This window comes from Escherichia whittamii, assembly GCF_014836715.1.
Lineage (GTDB): Bacteria > Pseudomonadota > Gammaproteobacteria > Enterobacterales > Enterobacteriaceae > Escherichia > Escherichia whittamii.
This window is the reverse complement of sequence record NZ_JACSQI010000006.1, coordinates 196,918-219,456: the sequence shown is the minus strand read 5'-3', so window position 1 is coordinate 219,456 and position 22,539 is coordinate 196,918. Positions and strand designations below refer to the sequence as shown.

Annotated in this window: 22 protein-coding genes; 7 read left to right on the top strand and 15 right to left on the bottom strand. The window is 50.4% G+C overall.

Features of this window, described 5'->3' with window-relative positions; translation table 11 throughout:
* Window positions 1-60: 60 nt before the first annotated feature.
* A complete protein-coding gene (gene yieH, locus H9644_RS12010; RefSeq protein WP_191774690.1) occupies window positions 61-726 on the bottom strand; it encodes a 6-phosphogluconate phosphatase in 666 nt (221 codons plus the stop codon).
* Between the two features lie 166 nt (window positions 727-892).
* Here yieH and adeP point away from each other — a divergent pair, with 166 nt between their 5' ends.
* A complete protein-coding gene (gene adeP, locus H9644_RS12005; protein WP_064525932.1) occupies window positions 893-2,230 on the top strand; it encodes an adenine permease AdeP in 1,338 nt (445 codons plus the stop codon).
* Between the two features lie 54 nt (window positions 2,231-2,284).
* Here adeP and yieF read toward each other — a convergent pair whose 3' ends face one another.
* The 13 genes from yieF to H9644_RS11940 all read right to left on the bottom strand — a co-directional run bounded on the left by yieF (window position 2,285) and on the right by H9644_RS11940 (window position 13,629).
* On the bottom strand, window positions 2,285-2,851 hold the full coding sequence (gene yieF / locus H9644_RS12000) for a class I chromate reductase YieF (protein WP_064525934.1): 567 nt from the start codon (window positions 2,849-2,851) through the stop codon (window positions 2,285-2,287).
* A gap of 21 nt (window positions 2,852-2,872) precedes the next feature.
* On the bottom strand, window positions 2,873-3,622 hold the full coding sequence (locus tag H9644_RS11995) for a 4'-phosphopantetheinyl transferase family protein (RefSeq protein WP_191774688.1): 750 nt from the start codon (window positions 3,620-3,622) through the stop codon (window positions 2,873-2,875).
* Window positions 3,623-3,777: 155 nt separating this feature from the next.
* Window positions 3,778-4,737, bottom strand: coding sequence for an HTH-type transcriptional regulator YidZ (yidZ, locus tag H9644_RS11990; RefSeq protein WP_064525938.1), 960 nt, complete (start codon window positions 4,735-4,737; stop codon window positions 3,778-3,780).
* A complete protein-coding gene (gene mdtL, locus H9644_RS11985; RefSeq protein WP_191774686.1) occupies window positions 4,712-5,887 on the bottom strand; it encodes a multidrug efflux MFS transporter MdtL in 1,176 nt (391 codons plus the stop codon). The genes yidZ and mdtL overlap by 26 nt, the downstream gene beginning before the upstream one ends.
* A 281-nt stretch (window positions 5,888-6,168) precedes the next feature.
* Complete coding sequence (gene tnaB / locus H9644_RS11980; RefSeq protein WP_191774684.1) at window positions 6,169-7,416, bottom strand: low affinity tryptophan permease TnaB; 1,248 nt, start codon at window positions 7,414-7,416, stop codon at window positions 6,169-6,171.
* A 91-nt stretch (window positions 7,417-7,507) separates the two neighbouring features.
* Window positions 7,508-8,923 (bottom strand): tryptophanase, encoded by a 1,416-nt coding sequence (gene tnaA / locus H9644_RS11975; RefSeq protein ID WP_010347274.1) that lies wholly within the window; start codon window positions 8,921-8,923, stop codon window positions 7,508-7,510.
* Between the two features lie 222 nt (window positions 8,924-9,145).
* Window positions 9,146-9,220, bottom strand: coding sequence for a tryptophanase leader peptide (tnaC, locus tag H9644_RS11970; RefSeq protein ID WP_001364348.1), 75 nt, complete (start codon window positions 9,218-9,220; stop codon window positions 9,146-9,148).
* Between the two features lie 242 nt (window positions 9,221-9,462).
* Window positions 9,463-10,827 carry a tRNA uridine-5-carboxymethylaminomethyl(34) synthesis GTPase MnmE gene (mnmE, locus tag H9644_RS11965; protein WP_064525944.1) on the bottom strand — a complete coding sequence of 455 codons (1,365 nt, stop codon included), beginning with the start codon at window positions 10,825-10,827 and terminating at the stop codon, window positions 9,463-9,465.
* A gap of 105 nt (window positions 10,828-10,932) precedes the next feature.
* Window positions 10,933-12,579 carry a membrane protein insertase YidC gene (gene yidC / locus H9644_RS11960; protein WP_064525945.1) on the bottom strand — a complete coding sequence of 549 codons (1,647 nt, stop codon included), beginning with the start codon at window positions 12,577-12,579 and terminating at the stop codon, window positions 10,933-10,935.
* A 2-nt stretch (window positions 12,580-12,581) separates the two neighbouring features.
* Entirely contained in the window at window positions 12,582-12,839 is a 258-nt protein-coding gene (gene yidD / locus H9644_RS11955; protein ID WP_001307474.1) for a membrane protein insertion efficiency factor YidD, read from the bottom strand.
* Window positions 12,803-13,162, bottom strand: a complete 360-nt coding sequence (gene rnpA / locus H9644_RS11950; RefSeq protein WP_000239730.1) for a ribonuclease P protein component — start codon at window positions 13,160-13,162, stop codon at window positions 12,803-12,805. Before rnpA ends, yidD begins: the two co-directional genes overlap by 37 nt.
* A gap of 16 nt (window positions 13,163-13,178) precedes the next feature.
* A complete protein-coding gene (gene rpmH / locus H9644_RS11945) occupies window positions 13,179-13,319 on the bottom strand; it encodes a 50S ribosomal protein L34 (RefSeq protein WP_000831330.1) in 141 nt (46 codons plus the stop codon).
* Window positions 13,320-13,557: 238 nt separating this feature from the next.
* Window positions 13,558-13,629: a hypothetical protein gene (locus H9644_RS11940; protein WP_123057980.1), complete on the bottom strand. Its 72-nt coding sequence runs from the start codon at window positions 13,627-13,629 to the stop codon at window positions 13,558-13,560.
* A 296-nt stretch (window positions 13,630-13,925) separates the two neighbouring features.
* On the opposite strand from H9644_RS11940, the gene dnaA reads away from it, so the two are divergent.
* The 5 genes from dnaA to gyrB are packed head-to-tail and all read left to right on the top strand — an operon-like array spanning window position 13,926 to window position 20,632.
* On the top strand, window positions 13,926-15,326 hold the full coding sequence (gene dnaA / locus H9644_RS11935) for a chromosomal replication initiator protein DnaA (protein WP_000059100.1): 1,401 nt from the start codon (window positions 13,926-13,928) through the stop codon (window positions 15,324-15,326).
* A gap of 4 nt (window positions 15,327-15,330) precedes the next feature.
* Window positions 15,331-16,431, top strand: a complete 1,101-nt coding sequence (gene dnaN, locus H9644_RS11930) for a DNA polymerase III subunit beta (protein ID WP_000673456.1) — start codon at window positions 15,331-15,333, stop codon at window positions 16,429-16,431.
* A 40-nt stretch (window positions 16,432-16,471) separates the two neighbouring features.
* Complete coding sequence (locus H9644_RS11925; protein WP_064525950.1) at window positions 16,472-17,116, top strand: DNA gyrase subunit B family protein; 645 nt, start codon at window positions 16,472-16,474, stop codon at window positions 17,114-17,116.
* On the top strand, window positions 17,116-18,189 hold the full coding sequence (recF, locus tag H9644_RS11920) for a DNA replication/repair protein RecF (protein ID WP_064525957.1): 1,074 nt from the start codon (window positions 17,116-17,118) through the stop codon (window positions 18,187-18,189). The genes H9644_RS11925 and recF overlap by 1 nt, the downstream gene beginning before the upstream one ends.
* A gap of 28 nt (window positions 18,190-18,217) precedes the next feature.
* Window positions 18,218-20,632, top strand: a complete 2,415-nt coding sequence (gene gyrB, locus H9644_RS11915) for a DNA topoisomerase (ATP-hydrolyzing) subunit B (protein ID WP_064525959.1) — start codon at window positions 18,218-18,220, stop codon at window positions 20,630-20,632.
* A 366-nt stretch (window positions 20,633-20,998) separates the two neighbouring features.
* Here gyrB and H9644_RS11910 read toward each other — a convergent pair whose 3' ends face one another.
* A complete protein-coding gene (locus H9644_RS11910; protein WP_064525962.1) occupies window positions 20,999-21,694 on the bottom strand; it encodes a YidX family protein in 696 nt (231 codons plus the stop codon).
* 410 nt (window positions 21,695-22,104) lie between these two features.
* Between H9644_RS11910 and H9644_RS11905 the strand changes: the two genes are divergently transcribed.
* Window positions 22,105-22,503: a YidB family protein gene (locus H9644_RS11905; protein WP_064525964.1), complete on the top strand. Its 399-nt coding sequence runs from the start codon at window positions 22,105-22,107 to the stop codon at window positions 22,501-22,503.
* Window positions 22,504-22,539: the final 36 nt, after the last annotated feature.

Genomic DNA, 22,539 nt, shown 5'->3' with positions numbered 1-22,539 from the left:
CATCCGGCAACCTGCGAGTACGAAATCAGCCCGGTGAAATACGTCACCGGGTTTCTTTATTTATCGCGTAATATCCCAGCCGCGTGCTTTCCACAGTTCCGGTAACTGTGAAAGATGGGTAAAGGTGGTGACTTTCGGGTGAACGATCGGTTTATTGTGCGGATCTGCGCAGAAGTAGAAGACTTCCATACCCGCATCGATTCCTGACTGCGCACCGGCGCTGGAATCATCGACCAGAATGCAGTTTTCAACGTTCACATTCATCGCTTTTGCCGCATGGAACATTAACGCCGGATCGGGCTTCCAGCGTTGGATGTCATAGCCGCTGAACAACTTTTCCGGGAAATAGTGCAGCATATTGAGTTTACCAAGCGAATGCTGCATCTTGCTGACCGGACCGTTAGAGACGACGCACATCGGCACTTTTACGCTTTCCAGCAAAGCATTTGCGCCTGCAATCACCTCAAGTTCGCTATCAAACAGGCGCGCCACTTCCGCACGGTAAACGTGTTCGGCATCGGCCTGGACCATCGTTACGCCCTGCTCTTTACTGATGATGTCGATGATTTCGTAGAGTTTTACGCCTTTAAAGCGGGTAAAAATTTCTTCAAGGTCAACGTTAATGCCAAATTCCCTGAACATCGTGACATAGGCACGAGAGCAAATGACCTCACTGTCGACAAGCGTACCGTCGCAGTCGAAAAATACCGCTTCTATCTGGGACATGTCTTTCCTTTATCGTTAGTTTAACGTTTTCGTCAGGCATATTCGCATGACGCAATCGTTGCCGTATAAGCAAATACAATGAAAAAAAGTTATCTTCAGCCGTCCATATTGTCTCATTTTGGTATACGATAGCGACGTATTTTCCCTCCTTGTTCGGAAATAGATAATGAGTCAACAACACACAACCCAGGCTTCTGGCCAGGGGATGCTGGAACGCGTGTTTAAACTGCGCGAACATGGCACGACGGCACGGACCGAAGTGATCGCCGGTTTTACCACCTTCCTGACGATGGTTTACATCGTTTTTGTTAACCCGCAAATTCTCGGCGTTGCTGGCATGGACACCAGCGCCGTCTTCGTCACCACCTGTCTGATTGCTGCGTTCGGCAGTATTCTGATGGGGCTGTTTGCTAACCTGCCAGTCGCGCTGGCTCCCGCTATGGGTCTGAATGCGTTCTTCGCTTTTGTCGTTGTGCAGGCGATGGGCTTGCCATGGCAGGTCGGGATGGGCGCCATTTTCTGGGGCGCAATTGGTCTGCTGCTACTGACAATCTTCCGCGTTCGCTACTGGATGATTGCCAACATTCCGGTGAGCTTGCGTGTGGGCATCACCAGCGGTATCGGCCTGTTTATCGGCATGATGGGGCTGAAAAACGCTGGTGTCATTGTCGCTAATCCGGAAACGCTGGTGAGCATCGGTAATCTGACGTCTCACAGTGTGCTGCTGGGTATCCTCGGCTTCTTCATCATCGCCATTCTGGCCTCGCGCAACATTCACGCCGCAGTGCTGGTTTCCATTGTGGTGACTACGCTTCTGGGCTGGATGCTGGGTGATGTGCACTACAACGGCATTGTCTCCGCGCCGCCGAGCGTGATGACCGTGGTGGGGCATGTGGATTTAGCCGGGTCGTTTAACCTCGGACTGGCAGGCGTGATTTTCTCTTTCATGCTGGTCAACCTGTTTGACTCCTCCGGTACGCTAATCGGCGTGACCGATAAAGCGGGTCTGGCGGATGAAAAAGGTAAATTCCCGCGCATGAAGCAGGCGCTGTATGTCGACAGTATCTCTTCTGTAACCGGTTCGTTTATCGGTACATCTTCCGTTACTGCGTATATTGAATCTTCTTCCGGCGTTTCTGTTGGCGGTCGTACCGGTCTGACGGCAGTGGTTGTTGGCCTGCTGTTCCTGCTGGTTATCTTCCTGTCGCCGCTGGCGGGGATGGTGCCTGGCTATGCCGCGGCTGGCGCGCTGATTTACGTTGGCGTATTGATGACCTCAAGTCTTGCGCGCGTGAAATGGCAGGATCTTACTGAATCTGTTCCGGCGTTTATAACCGCGGTGATGATGCCGTTCAGCTTCTCGATTACTGAAGGTATTGCGCTGGGCTTTATCTCTTACTGCGTGATGAAAATCGGTACAGGCCGTCTGCGCGACCTTAGCCCGTGCGTGATTATCGTGGCGTTGCTGTTTGTGTTGAAAATTGTCTTTATCGACGCCCATTAAAATCGATAGCACGCTAAAAAACCCGCCATGCGTTATTGCTGGCGGGTTTTTTATTTAGATTTTCACCCGCTGAATAAACTCGCCAAATGCGGTCAACTGCCCGGTCAGGTGGTCCAGCGTTCCCTGATCAATCACTTCTCCGATTTGTGGATCGACTTTGTTCTGAATCACGCCGCCCATAAACTCTGGTTTGTTCATTACCATGGCATCGAGGAAAACCAGAATCTGGCGCAGGTGATACTGACAGCGCGCGCCGCCAATCACGCCCATTGAGCTGGTCTGAATCAACACCGGTTTACCGGCCAGCGGTTGATCCGGCAGGCGGGAAAGCCAGTCGATGGCATTTTTCAGTCCACCCGGTACCGAGTAGTTATATTCCGGCGTCACGATCACCACACCATCCGCCTGACGAATCTGTTCCGCCAGAGCTTCAACCGTTGCTGGAAAACCGTCTTCCTGCTGAACGTCTGCGTCATATAAGGGAATGTCAGCAATGGATGGCAACGCGTTAACTTCCATACCCGCCGGAGCAATTTTCGGCAGCGTACGTGCAACCATGCCATTAAATGAACCTTTGCGCAGGCTTCCCAATAACGTAACCACCTTCAATTTTTCAGACATGATGACTCCTGTGGTTGTCTATCAATTTGGCAAAAATGACTTCACGGTAGAGAGCTGGGCAAAACGCATCATCCGACTGGTAGGATTATTGGCGCGGCTGTGAATATCCGGCAGGCTTTTCCAGCCTTGTTTGCCATCAAACGCCCAGACATTGAGCTTTTCAATCGCTGGGCTGACCGCCACGGACCATACCAGTACCTCCTCTGCGTCGCATATCGCTTCTACATGATTTACATGGGCACATTTCAGGCGTCCCGCAATGGGCATCAACTGCAGATTACGCGGGTCGTCATTCAAAATATCACCGGTAAGTTTTAGCACGCTTCGGCGCAGCGTGATGAGCTGCGCTCGCGCTTCGTTGGGATCATTTTGCTTACTGATCCATAGTGATTCATTGCTGGAAAAAGCATGGTTATCGGGCGCGTGAGGGCTATGAAACCCGCGAGTCGCGCGCTGTAGTTCCATATCGAGGCCACATTCACCTTCGGTTGTTAATGCTATTCCGACCATGTTTCCGGCATAAGATATTGAAAATGAGGGTAAATTTTTATCGTGGAAAACCGGCTTTCCTTTAGCCTGGGTGACGATTTCCGGCAATTCGCTAATGCCGTACAGCAAGAACATCAGTTCTGCGAGTAAACCTCTGGACGCCAGGAAACGACTTTGACGATGAGGGGGAAGATTTAGGGCTTCTTGATGACACTGGGAGGGTAGACGAACAGATATCAGGTGTCCTTCCGTTAAAATCCCTCGGGCAAAGTGAGTCGCCATTTTTCGCTCCATGCTTAATGGTCCATTATGAATACAGAGTAATCATTTACTGAATTTATGGACAGACTAAAGCAGCGAAAAGTTCGATTCAGACAAGATTATTACATGCTTTTTACATTTAATCGCGAAATGTGGTCATGTTTCATACGAATTAATTATGCCATCGAGGCGTAAAGATTTTTAATGGTTTCCCGTAACCAGACGATCTTCGGGTTATGGCTGTTCCGTTTGTGCCACAGCAGAGTAAACGGCACTTCCAGCTTTTTTTGCTGGATTTCGTCAAACGGGAGAGGGAGTGCAACCAGCGGAAGCTGGTGGAGTTGGTTGTAGTACTGACAGTAGCGCGGTGCGGTCGCCAGTAGCAGATTGTCAGGTTGCGCCGCCATAAACAGCGACTGCTCGAATTCCGGCAGACTCATGGCAATCGTGCGTTCGCGTCCTGATTCCTGCAACACATTGTCCAGCGCCCAGGTATCGCTCTGTTCCCAGCAAATGCTGATATGCGGATAACGTAAAAAAGTCTCCAGATCCCATGCTTCACGCAGCGCCGGATGATCTTTGCGCAACCAGACGCACGGTAAGTCTGTAAATAAGACTTCATAATCAATAGACAACGGCAGAAGACTAAGCTGTTCTCGCGAGCGTGGATGGCTTTCTCGTCCGGTAAAACCGATATCCACTTCGCCACGAATAATTGCATCCAACGAGTCGTAATCCCAGTTGCGCAGTTTAATCGTCGCCTGTGGGTAACGCTGGTAAATATGTGTCGACAGCGCATTAAACATGATCATCATCAGCGGCGATTCTGCTGCCAGCTCAAACTTCAGGCCGCGCGGCGTTTGGTGGTGCGGTTTATCCAGCAGCAGATTGCTCATTTGCATCCACTCCGCCAGATTTTGCTCCATGCTGACCATTAGCGGCGTTGGCATCAGGCCCAGCGGTGAGTTCACAAAGAGCTGGTCATCAAACCATATCCGAAGCTTTGCCAGAGATTTACTCACCGCCGAAGGTGTCACGTTCATCCGCTTCGCCGCTTTGGTCACGCTGCGCTCCTGCATCAGCAGTTGCAGGCAGAGCAGCAAATTCAGATCAAGTGTGGTGATGGATTTCTTCATGAGTGGCAACGGGGCGTCCAGGCGCGACGAGCATAATCAGCAACAGGCTCACTATGCTACAGGCAATCAGAATCCCGATCAGCATATTCCATGCGCCTACGCCGACTACCGCCGCCAGCCAAATCCACAGTGATGAACCGCAAACCTGTGCAATGCCCAGGGTCGAACTGGCCACGCCAGCGCGTAACGAAAACGGGCCTAACGCCTGACTCATTGCCACGCCGAATCCCACTGAAAAACCAGCGCAAATCAACGTGATGCCAAACAGTGAAACAGCATGGGAAGGTGAAATCGCAAGGATGATTCCCGCAGCCAGAAATAACACTTGCGAGGCTATCATCAATGTACGTGGCTTAAAAATCCCCAACGCAAATGGCGTGGAGAACGATACAGTCATGCTGACACCTGCGGTCAACGCCATAATGGTGGCGTATTCTCCGCGCGCAAAGCCCATGATTTCCATCAGCAATACTGGCGACGTATTCACGAAGGTAAGGATGACGGAGACGCTGAGAGTGGTGATAAGCACTCGGCTGAGGAAAAAGCGGTTAAGTAGCGACTCGGTATTCTCTCGTGGTTTGCCCGAAGCGGCAGGTGCCGCAGGGCGGGTTTCTTTTAAAATAAACAATGACAACATGAGTACTGCGACACCCATCAGCGCCATTACCCAGAACAGGCTCTGCCACGGGAACTTAAGCATAATCAGGTGGCCGAGCACCGGAGCTAACACCGGAATGATGCAGGTAATGCCGTTGAGTAATGACAGCACTTTTGCCCGACGTCGATCGTCCAGCGTGTCGCGTAAAATCGCGAACGCCACCACGTAACAACAGCCCGCGCCGAGTCCCTGCAGAAAGCGTCCTGCAAGAAATAACGTGCTGGTTTCAGTCAGTGAGCAGAGCACAGAGGCGATAATAAATAGCGCCGCGCCGAGTATGGCGACCGGTTTTCTTCCTGAATGATCGGCCACTTTACCGGCAAATAACATTGCTGCCGCCATCCCCGCAAGGTAAACGGAGAACGCAATATGCAATTGCGCCTCGCTGGCATTGAGATCGACGGCGATGCGCGGTAAGCCAACCAGGTACATATCAATACCTGCGGGATAAAGTAAAACCAGGGCAAAACTACAAATTAAAAAGCGGGACATGGGATAAAGCGTCCTGACGGGAAGGTGACGCAAAGCATACGTGGTGAAGGAGAATCAGGCGAGTTGCCATTTGGACAAAAGAGATTTCCTGTCAGGCAAGAAGCCAGCGAAATGGCTGGCTTCAGGTTGTTGACAAAGTGCACTTTATTCATGCCGGATGCGGCGTGGACGCCTTATCCGGCCTACGAAAATACGCAAATTCAAAACATTACAGAGATCAGGCAATTTTACGTTTGTCATCAGTCTTAAGCCAGCGAATGACCGCTGACTTCTTGAAGGGCTTAACCAAATTTAGGTAACACGTTAAAGACGTTGCCGAACCAGCACAAAATTACGGTTATGCCAAAGAGAATAACAATCGCCGGAATAATATTACCGCCCCAAACCGTGAACATCTGATTGGGAAACTTATTACGGGCTTTGATTGCCAGCACCGCGGGGATAATGACCGCCCAGATGGTGGCGCACAGTCCTGCACCGCCAATCCCGTAAATAAAGCCATTAGGGAAGACGAGATACAACAACGCGGGTGGCAGGAAGGTTAACAGCACGGTTTTGAAGCGCCCGCCGTGGGAGTTATCAATCTTAAACAGATCCGCCAGGTAATCGAACAGCCCAAGCGTGACGCCAAAGAACGAACTGGCGACAGCTAAGTTGGAGAATACCAGTAGGCAAAACTCGATAATGCCATGCTGTTTGGTGCCGAGGAACGTTTTTACCAGTGAATCAACGTTGCCGCCCGAGGAGATTATCGCTTTGAAACTTTCTCGCGAGATATTCCCCATCGTGCAATAGAGCCAGAAGAGATAAATCACCATTGCCAGCAGCGAACCGAAGACCACGCTTTTGATTAGTTTATCTTTCTTTTTTCCATAGCAAATAATCAGACTGGGAATATTGCCGTGGAAACCAAATGACGCCAGACACACCGGCAAAGCCATAAAGATATACGGGAAGTAAGACGTTCCCGCAGTCGTGCTGGTGGCATCACGTAGAATGGAATAATCGACCTGGAAGAAGAAAGAACCAAATACGATCACAAAGGAGATAATCTTCAGCCCGAGGAACAAAGAGGTAATACGACTGGCGGCTAAAGAGCTTATCCACAATACGCTGGCAACGAAAATGGCCGTACAGATCCCGACAATGCGTGGATTAGCGTGATAGCCCAAATTCATCGATATCGTTTCGCTAATGATTGCGCCGTTAGCAGAGATATAGGCATAAGTGAGAATATAGAGAACGAAGGCAACGGTAATGCCGCTAATAATGTTCCAGGTGTTACCAATTAAATCTTTGGTGATGGTGTTAAAACTGGAGCCGACGGGATAATTTAAGTTTGCTTCTAATAATAATAGCCCTGAATGCAACATTGAAAACCAGGCGATAATAAGAATAAAAGCGCCCCAAAAAAACCAGGCACCGGCAAGGTCAACAGGTAAAGCAAACATCCCACCGCCAATTACTGTACCGGCTATAACCATAACACCCCAAAATGCAGAGTGCTTTTTTTCTGATTGATCAGTCATGATGCCACCTTTAGAGGAAGGCTATTTTTGTTATTGAGGATGTAGGGGAAATAGAGTGGCTATTTTCCCTCTAGCCACTCTGTAGTATTAATTAAACTTCTTTCAGTTTTGCGGTGAAATGACGCAATACTTTTGGTTCGTAGGTAAAGGTTAATCCTTTAATATTTGCCGCGTTCTCTTTTACATGCTTGAAGGCTTCAATAATGAAGTCCATATGCGTTTGCGTGTAAGTTGCGCGTGGAATGGTTAAACGCAACAGTTCCGCCGGGCAAGGCAGTTGTTTACCGGTTTTCGGATCGCGACCTAACAGGAAGGAACCAATTTCTACCGCACGGATACCGGCAACTTTATACAATTCGCACGCCAGCGCCTGTGCCGGGAATTGATCTGCCGGGATATGCGGCAACAGTTTACCTGCATCAACGAACGCCGCGTGGCCGCCCGCCTGCTGGCATACTACACCAATTTCCTCCAGACCATCGACCAGATACTGCACCTGCGCAATACGATAAGCCAGCCAGTCATGGTTCATGCCGTCATACAGACCCACCGCCAGACGCTCCATCGCACCACCTTCCAGACCACCATAAGTCGGGAAGCCTTCCTGCACTACGCACAGCGTTCTGCATTCGGTGTACACATCGAAGAAGCTGTCGTCTTTTACACACAGCAAGCCGCCCATTGGTACCATCGCATCTTTCTTGGCGGACATTGCCAGCATATCGGCATATTTATAGGTTTCGCGAGTGATTTGCTCGATAGTCCAGTCTTTATATTCCGCTTCACGCTGTTTGATGAAATAGGCGTTTTCGGCAAAGCGCGCGGAGTCCATCACTACCGGAATATCGTATTTCTTCGCAATGCTGTACATCGCTTTCATATTTGCCAGTGAAACCGGCTGGCCGCCTGCGGAGTTGCTGGTAATGGTCGCAACGATATACGGCACGTTATTCGGGCCAACTTCTTCAATACCGCGTTCTAATCCCTCGAGGTCAAAGTTGCCTTTAAAGTCGTAACGTACGCCAGTATCGAAGGCTTCTTTAATATAGACGTTACGCACGGTACAGCCGTTAATCTGGCTATGGCCCTGAGTGGTATCGAAGAAATAGTTAGAGAACGCCACCATTTTGCTGCGATCCAGACCTTTTTCCTGCTCGCGTTTTTTAATCAGTACCGGAATATAGATTTGCTCTGCGCCACGGCCCTGGTGAGTTGGAATGGTGTATTGATAACCAAAGATATTTTTTACTGACTCGGCTAACGCGTAGTAGCTGCGGCTGCCACTGTAGGCTTCGTCGCCGCGCATCATCGCTGCCTGCATACTTTGAGTTACCGCCCCGGTGCCGCTGTCAGTCAGTAAATCGATAAACACATCTTCGCTATCCAGCAGGAACGGGTTCATACCAGATTTAATAATCGCTTCTTCACGGTAAGCGCGGGTCGTACGTTTTACTGGCTCAATAACACGAATACGGAACGGTTCAGGGAGATGTTTAAAGTTTTCCATTGCATAATCCTTCATTTATTTTAATTACAGTGATCCCTGTGAATATTGCGTCTGCAATAACCATTAATTCACCATGTTTATGTATGCGAGTACATTTATTTAGACGAGCAAATAGATAAAGCAATAATGGCTTGTCTAAAAGGCAAAATTAAGGCATGGCAAACTAATAGATCACATTGAATCTAATTGGTTTGGCTCTGGTGATGACTACAGAAGGGCAAATTAAGGGCGGTGATCGACAATCTTATTGTCAATATTGAACCACTTTGAGGTCACACATATATGTAAGATATTCATAATGCACTTATCCTCGAAAGACATGTTGCTACACTATTACATTAAGATTTTTATATCTATTCCTAAGTTTATTAAATGTGAATCGAATCACAATCGTTCGAGAGGCATTATTTAATGCTTTTTTCAGAAAAATACGCCGCATTAAAATTTTAATGTTTATAAGATGAATTGATTAATAAAAAGTATGCAAACAGGAAAACAAAGCCGCATCCTGATTACCAGATGCGGCTTCGTAAGTGCGGTTACTTACCGATACAGAAGCTGGAGAAAATCCGCCCCAGTAGGTCGTCAGAGGTAAACTCCCCGGTGATCTCGCTTAAGTTCTGCTGCGCCAGGCGCAGCTCTTCCGCCAGCAATTCGCCCGCCCATGCGCCTAACAGTTGTGCTTTACCCTGTTGCAGGTGCTCCGCCGCCTGTTCCAGCGCCTGTAGGTGACGACGGCGCGCCAGGAAGCCGCCTTCCATATTGGTGTCAAAGCCCATGCTCTGTTTTAGATGGTTACGCAGCACATCCACGCCTTCGCCAGTCCTTGCCGAGAGACGAATTAACGCGTGACCGTTCACTTCGCTCATCCCCAACGTTTCGCCGGTGATATCGGCTTTATTGCGCACCACGGTGATTGGCAGTTTTGCAGGCAGACGGGCGATAAATTCCGGCCAGATCTCTGCCGGATCAACGGCATCTGTCGTGGTGCCATCGACCATAAACAGCACGCGATCGGCCTGCTCAATTTCCTGCCACGCGCGTTCGATACCAATACGTTCAACTTCGTCGCTGGCTTCACGTAGCCCGGCGGTGTCGATGATATGCAGAGGCATCCCGTCAATGTGGATATGCTCACGCAGCACGTCACGCGTGGTTCCGGCGATATCCGTCACGATTGCCGCTTCACGCCCCGCCAGCGCGTTTAACAGGCTCGATTTACCGGCGTTTGGACGCCCGGCAATCACCACTTTCATCCCTTCGCGCAACAGGCTGCCCTGACGAGCTTCGGCGCGTACCGCATCGAGATCGGCAATCACGTCATTGAGCTGGGCTTCAATTTTGCCGTCAGAGAGGAAATCGATCTCTTCATCGGGGAAATCAATCGCCGCTTCGACGTAAATACGCAAGTGGGTGAGGGCTTCTACCAGATGATTAACCCGTGCGGAGAACGCGCCTTGCAGCGAATTAAGCGCCGAACGGGCCGCCTGTTCCGAGCTGGCATCGATCAGATCGGCAATCGCTTCGGCCTGGGCTAAATCGAGTTTATCGTTAAGAAACGCGCGTTCTGAAAACTCACCAGGGCGGGCAATCCGCAGGCCGGGAATGGTCAGAATACGTTTTAACAGCAGGTCGAGGATCACCGGACCGCCATGACCTTGCAGTTCCAGCACATCTTCGCCAGTGAACGAGTTCGGGCCAGGGAACCATAGCGCAATCCCCTGATCGAGCACGCTGCCGTCTGCGTCTTTAAATGGCAAATAGTCGGCGTAGCGTGGCTTAGGCAGTTTACCCAGCACGATTTCGGCAACTTCGCGTGCTTTGAGGCCGGAGATGCGCAGGATGCCAACGCCGCCACGTCCTGGAGGCGTGGCCTGGGCTACGATAGTGTCATTATCGCTCATGATGTTCCTGTTGCTTTGTTTGGCGGATGCACTGTGCTTATCCGCCCTACGAAAAGAAAAAAGGCGGTCAACTGACCGCCCTTATTTTAGCGAAAACTCACCGAATCAGGATTTTTTCTTCTCGCGGCTATGCAGGCCACGTTTTTCCAGACCACGGTAAATCAGCTGCTGCTGAATAATGGTTACCAGGTTGCTGACGATATAGTACAGCACCAGACCTGACGGGAACCACAGGAAGAACACGGTGAAGATGACCGGCATAAAGGTCATGATCTTCTGCTGCATCGGGTCGGTCACAGTGGTCGGCGACATCTTCTGAATGAAGAACATCGTTACGCCCATCAGGATCGGCAGGATGTAGTACGGGTCCTGTGCAGACAGGTCGTGGATCCACAGTGCAAACGGCGCCTGACGCAGTTCAACGGAACCCATCAGCATGTAGTACAACGCCAGGAAGATTGGCATCTGGATAATCAGCGGGAAGCAGCCGCCCAGCGGGTTAACCTTCTCAGCTTTGTACAGCGCCATCATTTCCTGGCTGATACGCTGTTTGTCATCGCCCAGACGCTCACGCATGGCCTGAATCTTCGGCTGCAGCATACGCATCTTCGCCATGGAGGTGTACTGCGCTTTGGTCAGCGGGTACATGATGCCACGAACGATAAAGGTGATGATGATAATGGAGAAGCCCCAGTTACCCACGAAGCTATGGATCCATTTCAGCAGTTTGAACAGCGGCTGAGAGATGAACCACAACCAACCGTAATCAACGGTCAGATCCAGGTGCGGAGCAACGGCCGCCATTTTGTCCTGGATTTCCGGGCCAACCCACAGGGTGCTGTTCATCGCGCCAGTCTGACCAGGCTGAACCAGTACCGGCTGAGATTTATAGCCGATAGCGGCGATGCCGTTACCCAGATTAGCGGTGTAGAAGTTGTTGGTACCGTCGTTATGCGGGATCCACGCAGTCGCGAAATACTGTTGCAGCATCGCTACCCAACCACCTTTCGAAGAGATGTTCAGGTTTTCGTTATCGGCAATGGTATCGAACTTGTATTTCTCGTACTTCTCGTCAGGCGTGGAATATGCCGCGCCACGGAAAGTATGCAGCGCAAAGTTGCTGCTTCCGGTGTCGAGATGCGGTGGCAAATTGATGGATTGCTTCAACTGACCAAAGGTGGAGATTTCCAGCGGTTTTTCGCCAGCGTTCTGCACGTTGTAGTTGACGTTGACAGCGTAATCACCACGTTTCAGGACAAACGTTTTGGTAAACGTGTTGCCTGCCGCGTCGGTATACGTCATCGGCACCTGCAGTTCGTTTTGGCCTTCAGCCAGCACATAAGCGTCTTTTTCAACGTTATACAGCGGACGCGGGCCGTTAGCCGGGTTATCCGGGCCATCACGACCGGTCAGACCGCTCTGTGCCTGATAAATAAACTGCGGTGAAGTTTCCAGCAGCTGGAACGGCTGGGTAGAGTTCAGCTCTTTCGGGTAAGCCGGCAGCAGAGCCTGTTCAACATCACCACCACGGGTGTTGATGGTCAGATCAAGCACGTCGGTCTTAACAGAAATCAGTTTCCCCTGGCCACTGGCCGGTACGCCCTGGTCGGCGGCGCTACCCGCTGCGGTGGTCGTTGTCTGCGTGGTCTGTTGAGCTTGAGGTTGCGGATTTTTATCCTGCTCCCAGGCTTGCCAGATCATGAAAGACACGAACAGCAAAGCGATGACTAAAAGATTGCGTTGCGAATCCATCGTTAGTGTTCTCTGGTATCAAATGGTCCGGGCGGGACGGGATCGTCACCACCAGGGTGTAAAGGGTGGCATTTTAATACGCGTTTCACCGTCAACCAACTGCCTTTTATCACTCCAAACCTGCGCAATGCCTCAATTCCGTAGCTTGAACAGGTTGGAGTGAAACGACAATGCGGCCCGAGTAGCGGACTAATCAGGCGTTGATAGACCCGAATGAGGGCTATCAGGACCCGCGAGCCAGGCGACAGTGGCGGCGCCATAATTTTTCCAACGCTTCCGAGAGAGCACGGTTATCGAGGTCGGCAACCCCTTTTTTCGCCACCACCACGAAATCCATAGCCGGGAGTTCATGTTGGCGCAGACGGAAGCTTTCACGCGTCAGACGTTTAATCCGATTGCGTTCATGGGCGCGTCGAACGTTTTTCTTGGCGACTGTAAGACCGATACGGGGATGCCCCAGCGAATTCAGGCGGCCGAGAATAGTAATTTGCGGCGTGCCAGCCCGTTGTGGCTGCTGGAAGACGAATGTGAATTGACTGGGAGTTAACAAACGTAACTCCCTGGGAAATGCGAGCTTAACCACGCAGGGGTTAGCTATATTACTTAGAAACGGTCAGACGAGCGCGGCCTTTAGCACGACGACGTGCCAGAACCTGACGACCATTTTTAGTAGCCATACGAGCACGGAAGCCGTGAGAACGGTTGCGCTTCAGTACAGACGGTTGAAAAGTGCGTTTCATGGCGATTTCTACCTAAACTTGAATAAATTCAATGGCTTTATTGGATATCCGCCGAAAAATGAAACGATGGACACCGAAGCCATGGGTGATTAAAGAGGCCGGATTGTAATAATTGTACACTCCGGAGTCAATTCTCTTTCCTTATTTACCGCGCTTTTCCGCACCTTTTCGCTGGGAAAATGTACGGCCTCACACCAGTTAAAACCAGCATGGCGCGCCGGGGGGAGGATTATACGGGCTACCGAGTAAAGCGCAAGGATCGTCCAGGATCTTTATTAGATCGATTAAGCCTAATTTTGTCTAAGGTCATTAAATTTTCCAATATGCGGCGTAAATCGTGCCCGCCTTGCGGCAGGATCGTTTACACTTAGCGAGTTCTGGAAAGCCCTGTGGATAAATCGGGAAAATCTGTGAGAAACAGAAGATCTCTTACGCAGTTTAGGCTATGATCCGCGGTCCCGATCGTTTTGCAGGATCTTGATCGGGCATATAACCGCAGACAGCGGTTCGTGCGTCACCCTCATGCAGGGTCTTTTCGACGTGCGTCAACAATCATGAATGTTTCAGCCTTAGTCATAATCGACTTTTGTTCGAGTGGAGTCCGCCGTGTCACTTTCGCTTTGGCAGCAATGTCTTGCCCGATTGCAGGATGAGTTACCAGCCACAGAATTCAGTATGTGGATACGCCCGTTGCAGGCGGAACTGAGCGATAACACGCTGGCCTTGTACGCGCCAAACCGTTTTGTCCTCGATTGGGTACGGGACAAGTACCTCAATAATATCAATGGACTGCTAACCAGTTTCTGCGGAGCGGATGCCCCACAGCTGCGTTTTGAAGTGGGTACAAAGCCCGTGACACAAACGCTGAAAGTCCCTGCCAGCAACACAGTTGCACCGGCTCAGGCTGCTCAGGTGCAACCGCAACGTGCTGCGCCTTCTACGCGCTCAGGTTGGGATAACGTTCCGGCTCCGGCAGAACCGACCTATCGTTCCAACGTTAACGTCAAACATACGTTTGATAACTTCGTCGAAGGTAAATCTAACCAACTGGCGCGCGCGGCGGCTCGCCAGGTGGCAGACAACCCGGGCGGCGCCTATAACCCGCTGTTCCTTTATGGCGGCACGGGGCTGGGTAAAACTCACCTGCTGCATGCGGTGGGTAATGGCATCATGGCGCGCAAGCCAAATGCCAAAGTGGTTTATATGCACTCCGAACGCTTTGTTCAGGACATGGTAAAAGCCCTGCAAAACAATGCGATCGAAGAGTTTAAACGCTACTACCGTTCCGTTGATGCGCTGCTGATCGACGATATTCAGTTTTTCGCCAATAAAGAACGATCCCAGGAAGAGTTTTTCCATACCTTTAACGCCCTGCTGGAAGGTAATCAGCAGATCATCCTCACGTCGGATCGTTATCCGAAAGAGATCAACGGCGTTGAGGATCGTTTGAAATCTCGCTTCGGTTGGGGGCTGACTGTGGCGATCGAACCGCCAGAGCTGGAAACCCGCGTGGCGATCCTGATGAAAAAGGCCGACGAAAACGACATTCGTTTGCCGGGCGAAGTGGCGTTCTTTATCGCCAAGCGTCTACGATCTAACGTACGTGAGCTGGAAGGGGCGCTGAACCGCGTCATTGCTAACGCTAACTTTACCGGACGGGCGATCACCATCGACTTCGTACGTGAGGCGCTGCGCGACTTACTGGCTTTGCAGGAAAAACTGGTCACCATCGACAATATTCAAAAGACGGTGGCGGAGTACTACAAGATCAAAGTTGCGGATCTCCTTTCCAAGCGTCGTTCTCGCTCGGTAGCGCGTCCACGCCAGATGGCGATGGCGCTGGCGAAAGAGCTGACTAACCACAGTCTGCCGGAGATTGGCGATGCGTTTGGTGGTCGTGACCACACGACGGTACTTCATGCCTGCCGTAAGATCGAGCAGTTGCGTGAAGAGAGCCACGATATCAAAGAAGATTTCTCTAATTTAATCAGAACATTGTCATCGTAAACCTATGAAATTTACCGTAGAACGTGAGCATTTATTAAAACCGCTACAACAGGTGAGCGGTCCGTTAGGTGGTCGTCCTACGCTACCGATTCTCGGTAATCTGCTGTTACAGGTTGCTGACGGTACGTTGTCGCTGACCGGTACTGATCTCGAGATGGAAATGGTGGCACGTGTTGCGCTGATTCAGCCGCATGAACCAGGGGCGACGACCGTTCCGGCGCGCAAATTCTTTGATATCTGCCGTGGTCTGCCTGAGGGCGCGGAAATTGCCGTGCAACTGGAAGGTGAGCGAATGCTGGTGCGCTCCGGGCGTAGCCGTTTTTCGCTTTCTACCCTGCCAGCGGCGGATTTCCCGAACCTTGATGACTGGCAGAGCGAAGTTGAATTTACCCTGCCGCAGGCGACGATGAAGCGTCTGATTGAAGCAACCCAGTTTTCAATGGCGCATCAGGACGTTCGCTATTATTTAAACGGTATGCTGTTCGAAACCGAAGGTGAAGAGCTGCGCACCGTGGCGACTGACGGCCACCGCCTGGCGGTCTGTTCCATGCCAATTGGTCAGTCTTTGCCAAGCCATTCGGTGATCGTTCCGCGTAAAGGCGTGATTGAACTGATGCGTATGCTCGACGGCGGCGATAATCCGCTGCGCGTGCAGATTGGCAGCAACAACATTCGCGCCCACGTCGGTGACTTTATCTTCACTTCCAAACTGGTGGACGGTCGCTTCCCGGATTACCGTCGCGTTCTGCCGAAGAACCCGGACAAACATCTGGAAGCTGGCTGCGATCTGCTCAAGCAGGCGTTTGCCCGTGCAGCGATTCTCTCTAACGAGAAATTCCGCGGCGTGCGTCTGTATGTCAGCGAGAATCAGCTGAAGATCACTGCCAATAACCCGGAACAGGAAGAAGCGGAAGAGATCCTCGACGTCACCTACAGCGGTGCGGAGATGGAAATCGGCTTCAACGTCAGCTATGTGCTGGATGTCCTGAACGCGTTGAAATGCGAAAACGTCCGCATGATGCTGACCGATTCAGTTTCCAGCGTGCAGATTGAAGATGCGGCCAGCCAGAGTGCGGCTTACGTTGTCATGCCAATGAGACTGTAATGTCGCGCAGCACCCGTAATACAAGGCACGAGGGGCGTTAATGCACTCGTTCGATATCCAGGTTGTCAAACCGCAACGCGAGGTGCGAGCCTGCGCCTCACGGTATATCGGTGAGACAAATAACGGCGCTGGCTTACATAATATGGCGTTCTGGATCATTGATCGCGCTATAGAAGAAGCACGCACGGGCGGTGAGAGAAATATTTTTATCACCATTCATGAAGATAACTCGGTTGCAGTACGTCATTACGGACATATTGTTGTCAACTCGTTCCTTCAGGAAGAGGGTACGCTCGCAGTGGAAGCTACCCTGACCCAGTTTTGTGCCGGTGTGAAACAGCCGCTTTTCGTGGTGAATGTGTTATCACAAAAACTGGATATCGAAATCCATTATGCAGGCAGGGTTTATCGGCAGAGTTATGAAAACGGTGAACCAAAAACGCCGTTGATGCTTTCAGCCTGTGGCGAGAAAACAGGCACCATGATACGTTTCTGGCCCGCCAGGGAGATCTTTACCCATGTCGTTGATTTTGACTTTGCGACTCTGGCAACACGCTTGCATGAATCTTCCCGCCTTAATCCTGACGTGGCGCTTTTTTTGCAGGACCGGCGTGTCGGTAAAGAAGCCCATTTTTGCGGTATCAGTAACAATGCGCTGCCTCTTGCGAAATCGTTGAGTCACTGATGTCGCTCTCCCGATTACTTATTAAAGATTTCCGCAACATTGAAAACGCGGATCTCGCTTTATCTCCCGGCTTTAACTTTCTGGTGGGGGCCAACGGCAGTGGCAAAACCAGCGTACTGGAAGCCATCTATACGCTCGGCCACGGTCGGGCGTTTCGCAGTTTGCAGATTGGTCGCGTCATTCGCCACGAGCAGGAGGCGTTTGTTCTCCACGGGCGGTTACAGGGCGAAGAGCGCGAGACGGCGATTGGTTTAACCAAAGACAAACAGGGCGACAGCAAAGTCCGCATTGATGGTACTGACGGGCATAAAGTCGCGGAGCTGGCGCACCTGATGCCGATGCAGCTGATAACGCCAGAAGGGTTTACTTTACTCAACGGTGGCCCCAAATACAGAAGAGCATTCCTCGACTGGGGATGCTTTCACAACGAACCTGGATTTTTCACCGCCTGGAGCAATCTCAAGCGGTTGCTCAAGCAGCGTAATGCGGCGCTGCGCCAGGTGACACGTTACGAACAGCTACGTCCGTGGGATAAAGAACTGATCCCGCTGGCGGAGCAAATCAGCACCTGGCGCGCCCAGTATAGCGCCGGTATCGCGGCTGATATGGCCGATACCTGTAAGCAATTTCTCCCTGAGTTTTCTCTGACTTTCTCTTTCCAGCGCGGCTGGGAGAAAGAGACAGAGTACGCTGAGGTGCTGGAACGTAATTTTGAACGCGATCGCCAGCTAACCTACACCGCGCACGGCCCGCATAAAGCGGACTTACGCATTCGCGCCGACGGTGCGCCGGTGGAAGATACCTTATCGCGTGGGCAGCTAAAGCTGCTGATGTGCGCCTTACGTCTGGCGCAAGGAGAGTTCCTCACCCGTGAAAGCGGGCGGCGGTGTCTCTACCTGATAGATGATTTTGCCTCTGAGCTTGATGATGAACGTCGCGGACTGCTTGCCAGCCGCTTAAAAGCGACGCAATCACAGGTCTTTGTCAGCGCGATCAGTGCTGAACACGTTATAGACATGTCGGACGAAAATTCGAAGATGTTTACCGTGGAAAAGGGTAAAATAACGGATTAACCCAAGTATAAATGAGCGAGAAACGTTGATGTCGAATTCTTATGACTCCTCCAGTATCAAAGTCCTGAAAGGGCTGGATGCGGTGCGTAAGCGCCCGGGTATGTATATCGGCGACACGGATGACGGCACCGGTCTGCACCACATGGTATTCGAGGTGGTAGATAACGCTATCGACGAAGCGCTCGCGGGTCACTGTAAAGAAATTATCGTTACTATTCATGCCGATAACTCTGTCTCCGTACAGGATGACGGGCGCGGTATTCCGACCGGTATTCACCCGGAAGAGGGCGTATCGGCGGCGGAAGTAATCATGACCGTCCTGCACGCAGGCGGTAAATTTGACGATAACTCCTATAAAGTGTCCGGCGGTCTGCACGGCGTTGGTGTTTCGGTAGTAAACGCCCTGTCGCAAAAACTGGAGCTGGTTATCCAGCGCGAGGGTAAAATTCACCGTCAGATCTACGAACACGGTGTACCGCAGGCTCCGCTGGCGGTTACCGGCGAGACTGAAAAAACAGGCACCATGGTGCGTTTCTGGCCAAGCCTCGAAACCTTCACCAATGTAACCGAGTTCGAATATGAAATTCTGGCGAAACGTCTGCGTGAGTTGTCGTTCCTTAACTCCGGCGTTTCCATTCGTCTGCGCGACAAGCGTGACGGCAAAGAAGACCACTTCCACTATGAAGGTGGTATCAGGGCGTTCGTTGAGTATCTGAACAAGAACAAAACGCCAATTCACCCGAATATTTTCTATTTCTCCACCGAAAAAGACGGTATTGGCGTCGAAGTGGCATTGCAGTGGAACGATGGCTTCCAGGAAAATATCTACTGCTTTACCAACAACATTCCACAGCGTGACGGCGGTACTCACCTGGCAGGCTTCCGTGCGGCGATGACCCGTACTCTGAACGCCTACATGGACAAAGAAGGCTACAGCAAAAAAGCCAAAGTCAGCGCCACCGGCGACGATGCGCGTGAAGGCCTGATTGCGGTTGTGTCCGTGAAAGTACCAGACCCGAAATTCTCCTCCCAGACCAAAGACAAACTGGTTTCTTCTGAGGTGAAATCGGCGGTTGAACAGCAGATGAACGAACTGCTGGCGGAATACCTGCTGGAAAACCCAACCGACGCGAAAATCGTGGTTGGCAAAATTATTGATGCTGCCCGTGCGCGTGAAGCTGCACGTCGTGCCCGTGAAATGACCCGTCGTAAAGGTGCGCTGGACTTAGCAGGCCTGCCGGGCAAACTGGCGGACTGCCAGGAACGCGACCCGGCGCTCTCCGAACTGTACCTTGTGGAAGGGGACTCTGCGGGCGGCTCTGCGAAGCAGGGGCGTAACCGCAAGAACCAGGCGATTCTGCCGTTGAAAGGTAAAATCCTCAACGTTGAGAAAGCCCGTTTCGATAAGATGCTGGCTTCCCAGGAAGTGGCGACGCTTATCACCGCGCTTGGCTGCGGGATTGGTCGTGACGAATACAACCCGGATAAACTGCGTTATCACAGCATCATCATCATGACCGATGCGGACGTCGACGGCTCGCACATTCGTACGTTGCTGTTGACCTTCTTCTATCGTCAGATGCCGGAAATCATCGAACGCGGTCACGTCTATATTGCCCAGCCGCCGCTGTACAAAGTGAAGAAAGGTAAGCAGGAACAGTACATTAAAGACGATGAAGCGATGGATCAGTACCAAATCTCCATCGCACTGGATGGTGCTTCTTTACACACCAACGCTAGTGCACCTGCCCTGGCTGGCGAAGCGTTAGAAAAACTGGTGTCTGAGTACAATGCGGCGCAGAAAATGATCGTGCGTATGGAGCGTCGTTACCCGAAAGCAATGCTGAAAGAACTTATCTATCAGCCGACGCTGACGGAAGCCGACCTTTCCAACGAGCAGACTGTTACCCGTTGGGTGAATGCGCTGGTCAGCGAACTGAACGACAAAGAACAGCACGGCAGCCAGTGGAAGTTTGATGTCCACGCTAATGTCGAACAAAACCTGTTCGAGCCGATTGTTCGCGTGCGTACTCACGGTGTGGATACTGACTATCCGCTGGATCACGAGTTTATCACCGGCGGCGAATATCGCCGTATCTGCACGCTGGGCGAGAAACTGCGTGGTTTGCTGGAAGAAGATGCGTTTATCGAACGTGGTGAGCGTCGTCAGCCGGTAGCCAGCTTCGAGCAGGCGCTGGACTGGCTGGTGAAAGAGTCCCGTCGCGGCCTCTCCATCCAGCGTTATAAAGGTCTGGGCGAGATGAACCCGGAACAGTTGTGGGAAACCACCATGGACCCGGAAAGCCGCCGTATGCTGCGCGTTACCGTTAAGGATGCGATTGCCGCCGACCAGCTGTTCACCACGCTGATGGGCGACGCCGTTGAACCGCGTCGTGCGTTTATCGAAGAAAACGCCCTGAAGGCGGCGAATATCGATATTTAATGGCATTAGCAATGCGCTTTTGCCTGATGCGCTACGCTTATCAGGCCTACGAAATTCCTGCAATATATTGAATTTGCACGATTTTGTAGGCCGGATAAGGCGTTCACGCCGCATCCGGCATGAACAAAGCGCACTTCGTCGACAACCTGATCGTTCCCTTATATAAGGGAACGGTTTTTTTATTAGTAACGCATTGCGGGTAGCGAGTGTAATAAAATGGCGTAGCCAATCCCTAATATAACGGCCACTATAAATATTATTAAAATCAATATATCTATAAACTTTTTCATACGATATCCTTGATGAGTTTCCATGTTTGGCATTTAATCTTGTTTTTAGAATGACTAATATAGTTACACCGCTATATTAGTAGCGCATTGCCGGTAGTGAGTTAATGATAATAAGATACCCAATAGCCTGAAATGGTGCAGTGATAACATCAGCAACCACAGAAAATGGCACAAGTAAATATTTGGCAGAAAAAGACGATTTATCTTTATTAATTACAAGAGTACTTTTGTTTTTAAACGGGATAACGACAGCATTATCTTCATTATTAGATTTTATCGAACCTGATAGAAGAAGCATTACGCTAGTACCAGGATCGTTTTTATTTAGATTAAAAGCTTTTTTTAAACTGTTTTTTTGCTGTGGTGTGACCTCGTCTGGATAACGATAGAAGATATTAACGTCGTAGCACATGAAATCATTGCTATGATTCTTTTGGCTGTAACATTGAATCCACGAAGAAATTTCTATTGCCTGAGGCGAAAGTTCGGGATTGTTTAGAAAGGTGGTAAAGTTCCTGTTGATTTTGCCTTGGCTGGTTTCATCGCTAAGTTGATAGTTATTGTTTTTACCGATGAGTGTCCAGGTTTTAACACCAGTATTTGTTGTTGATTGGCTTACACCGCGGATTTCATCTTTTTTCCAGATTACTGTACCGCTCTGGTCTTCATCTATACTCTTTATAAGAGATTTTGTAACGCAGCCAGTTAAACCAAATCCAGAGAAACAACTCACTATTGTTATAGAACATAGTGCTTTAATAAATTTCTTCATGGCAATCATCCTGATAGTATTATTACCTCTTGGTAGTCGCAATGTGATAATACATTTGCATTATGATTAATAGTCTGTTTGTGGACATTTCATAAAAGAAAAACAATTAAAAATGTTATAAAATTATTCACATTATTAAATTTACAACTATCAAATAGAACTTTACATAAATATTAGTGTGTAAACATATAAGCTGAAGTAATAAAAAATATTGATGCTATAAGAAAACGTCAGACTCAGCGTTTGGTTGGCAAAAAATTACTGATGATATTGAGTATAATATCTTGAAAAGATGAATAAAATAAAAAACGGCGGAGAACATCTGTACCTTTTTGCTTTCACAATTCCAACAATTGTCCCGCAGAACTATACTTTTTGAGTCAACACGTAACGCTTTACAGGTGATTATCATGGGGCTTTTTGATGAAGTTGTAGGTGCCTTTCTGAAAGGCGATGCGGGGAAATATCAGGCTATTTTAAGTTGGGTTGAGGAGCAGGGCGGCATTCAGGTGCTGCTGGAAAAACTGCAAAGTGGCGGTTTAGGTGCCATTCTCTCAACCTGGTTGAGTAATCAACAGGGTAATCAACCCGTTAGCGGCGAGCAACTGGAGTCGGCGCTCGGCACAAACGCGGTGTCCGATCTTGGACAAAAACTCGGCGTGGATACCAGTGCTGCTTCTAACATGCTGGCGGAACAATTGCCGAAGATTATTGATGCTCTCTCGCCGCAGGGCGAAGTTTCACCGCAAGCTAATAACGATCTGCTTTCCGCAGGTATGGAACTGCTGAAAGGGAAACTTTTCCGTTAAGCAAAAGGGGAGCACGCCATGCGCGTTGCATCCCCC